This is a genomic window from Kitasatospora sp. NPDC091257, assembly GCF_044757675.1.
Lineage (GTDB): Bacteria > Actinomycetota > Actinomycetes > Streptomycetales > Streptomycetaceae > Kitasatospora > Kitasatospora lactacystinica.
Map to the genome: position 1 here is coordinate 1 of NZ_JBIVVI010001426.1, position 2,058 is coordinate 2,058.

The 2,058-nt window shown below is 71.3% G+C and carries 2 protein-coding genes and 1 pseudogene; 1 reads left to right on the plus strand and 2 read right to left on the minus strand.

Translation table 11 applies throughout. The features are described 5' to 3' along the window. Positions 1-188: pseudogene (locus ACIQOV_RS38990) on the minus strand (hypothetical protein); the annotation flags it as partial. 242 nt (positions 189-430) lie between these two features. Further along, a complete protein-coding gene (locus tag ACIQOV_RS38995) occupies positions 431-1,384 on the minus strand; it encodes a phosphatidylinositol-specific phospholipase C (RefSeq protein WP_401055578.1) in 954 nt (317 codons plus the stop codon). A gap of 282 nt (positions 1,385-1,666) precedes the next feature. Here ACIQOV_RS38995 and ACIQOV_RS39000 point away from each other — a divergent pair, with 282 nt between their 5' ends. Next, complete coding sequence (locus tag ACIQOV_RS39000) at positions 1,667-2,020, plus strand: hypothetical protein (protein ID WP_401055580.1); 354 nt, start codon at positions 1,667-1,669, stop codon at positions 2,018-2,020. The last annotated feature ends 38 nt before the right edge of the window (positions 2,021-2,058 follow it).

The window sequence follows — 2,058 nt, forward strand, 5'->3', positions numbered from 1 at the left end:
GAGGGGGACGCGGCGCCGGAGGAGGGGGCGGGAGCGGCGGCCGGGGCGGCGGCGGGAGCGGCCGAGGCGGTGCGGGCGAGGCCCAGCGGCGCGACGGCGCCGAGGGCGAGCGCGGTGCCCAGCATGCGGCGGCGGGTCGGTCCGGTACGGCGTGCGGTCGGCGTGGTGTCCAGCGGCGTGGTGTCCATGCGTGGAACGCTGTCATGCGGGCCGGGTGGGCAACATCAGCCCGTCGATTGATCCTCCGTCACGTCGTATTGGCCCACGGGTTTACATCCCCGGGCTGATGCGGACGGCCCCAACAGGCACCAGCGAGCCCCAACAGGCATCAATGAGTACCAACCGGCACCCGGTCGGCGGCACCCGGCACCCGGCACCCGGCAGGCGGCAACGCGGCAGCGCCGGGGCGACGCCGCGTTGCCGGCCGTGATCAGATGAAGTTCTTGTCGATCAGCATCTGCAGGACGTTGACGTGGAAGTCCGGGAAGTCCATCGGCACGATGCCGAATCGGGCGCGCTGCTGGGTGCGGGCGTTCAGATACGGGTAAACCGTGCGGTCCATCAGGGCCTGCGAGCTAGTCTTCGGCCAGTAACCCCCGGCGTAGGAGAGGAAGTTGACGAACATCTTCGAGTGGCCCGGGGTGAGGAAGGCCTTGTCGAACTGGGCGACGATGCGCCGGCCCTTCGTCCCCAGCGGGTCGAGGCCGCCGGTCTGCCAGAGGTCCTGGGTGTCGAACCAGCCGTTCTCGCCGCTGGACCAGTCGATCAGGCCCCACGGGTTGGCGAAGTCGGCGATCAGGACGACCTTCCCTCGGGCGGTGGCGAGGGTCGGCCACCCGTAGAAGTGGAACAGGCCGCGGTAGCCCAGGTCGTCGAAGTAGTGGTTGACCCGCCGCATGAACTCGGTGTCGTCGAGCGACTGGCCGCCGGCGCGCTCGTTGCGCAGGCGCATCAGGACGGTCTCGCCGGGGTGCGACTGGAGAAAGGACCGGCACCGGTCGAGCACGTCCTGGAGCCGGATGTGCTGGTAGGCGTCGGAGTGGTAGATCCCGAGCTCGTCGGGCGCGCCCTGGAGGCCGTTGCAGCGGATGTCGAGGAAGCGGACTCCCTCGGTCAACTGCTGGGGGATTCCCCAGTTCTGGGTGTGCGACCACTCGGTGCCGTAGGCGGGGTTCTCGCAGCAGGAGTCGTGGGTGCCGGGGATGGTGAGGTCGAGCAGGGAGAGGTCGCCGCTCAGGCGGCTCATCCAGCTGTCCGTCGGCAGGCCGCGCGGCGTCGTGGCGTCGGTGGCCGCCCACGCGGTGCCAGGCAGGGTGAGGCCCGTGACGGTGGCGGCGCCCAATCCCGCGCCCCACTTGAGTAGTTCACGACGTGCGATGCCCATGGTGCGGCTCCTCGGGGTCCGGTCGGTGCGGTGCAATACGGTGCGGTGCGGTGTGGCGAAGTGCGGTCGGTCGTGCGAGGGGGCGTTGTCATCCTGGAGTACGCGGGCACAGCTTTGACAGGTCCGTGACGCCGAAATCCGGGGCTGTGTGTCGTCGGGCCCACGCGTGTTCGGGTCCACGCGTGTTCGTGCCCGGGAACCGCGCGGGACTCCGGAGGCGTGTGCGTCCGGGAACGTGGGCGTGGGCGTGGGCGAGGGGGACCGGCGGGGATGGCGGCATCGGTGGAGCGCAACAGATCGCACGGCTGCGGGTGGTACGCCGCCGGACCGCTGCTCGCGGCGGCGGTCACCGTCCTGGGGGCGCTGCTGGTTGCGCGCAGGTGGGCGGACTGCCCGCGGGGGATGGACATGCCGACCCGGGCGTCGATGGCGCTGAGCCTGCCGGTCGGCTGGATCGGCATGACCGTGCTGCTGGTCCTCCTGCAGGCCGTCCTGGTGGCCGTGCTGCCCGAGGGCACCGAACCGGAGGTGAAGTGGGTGGTGCTGGTGGTGGCGGCCGTGCTGCTGTTCCTGCTGTACGTCTTCGGGATGGGCTCCCCGGACACGGGGCCGGGCGGCTCCTGTTACCGCGGCTAGCGGATCGGCCCAGGCCCGGGGGCCCGCGCCACCGGACC

What these genes read in the sequence shown, in the direction of transcription:
- ACIQOV_RS38995 (WP_401055578.1), bottom strand. Translation starts at nt 1,384, where the DNA reads ATGGGCATCGCACGTCGTGAACTACTCAAGTGGGGCGCGGGATTGGGC.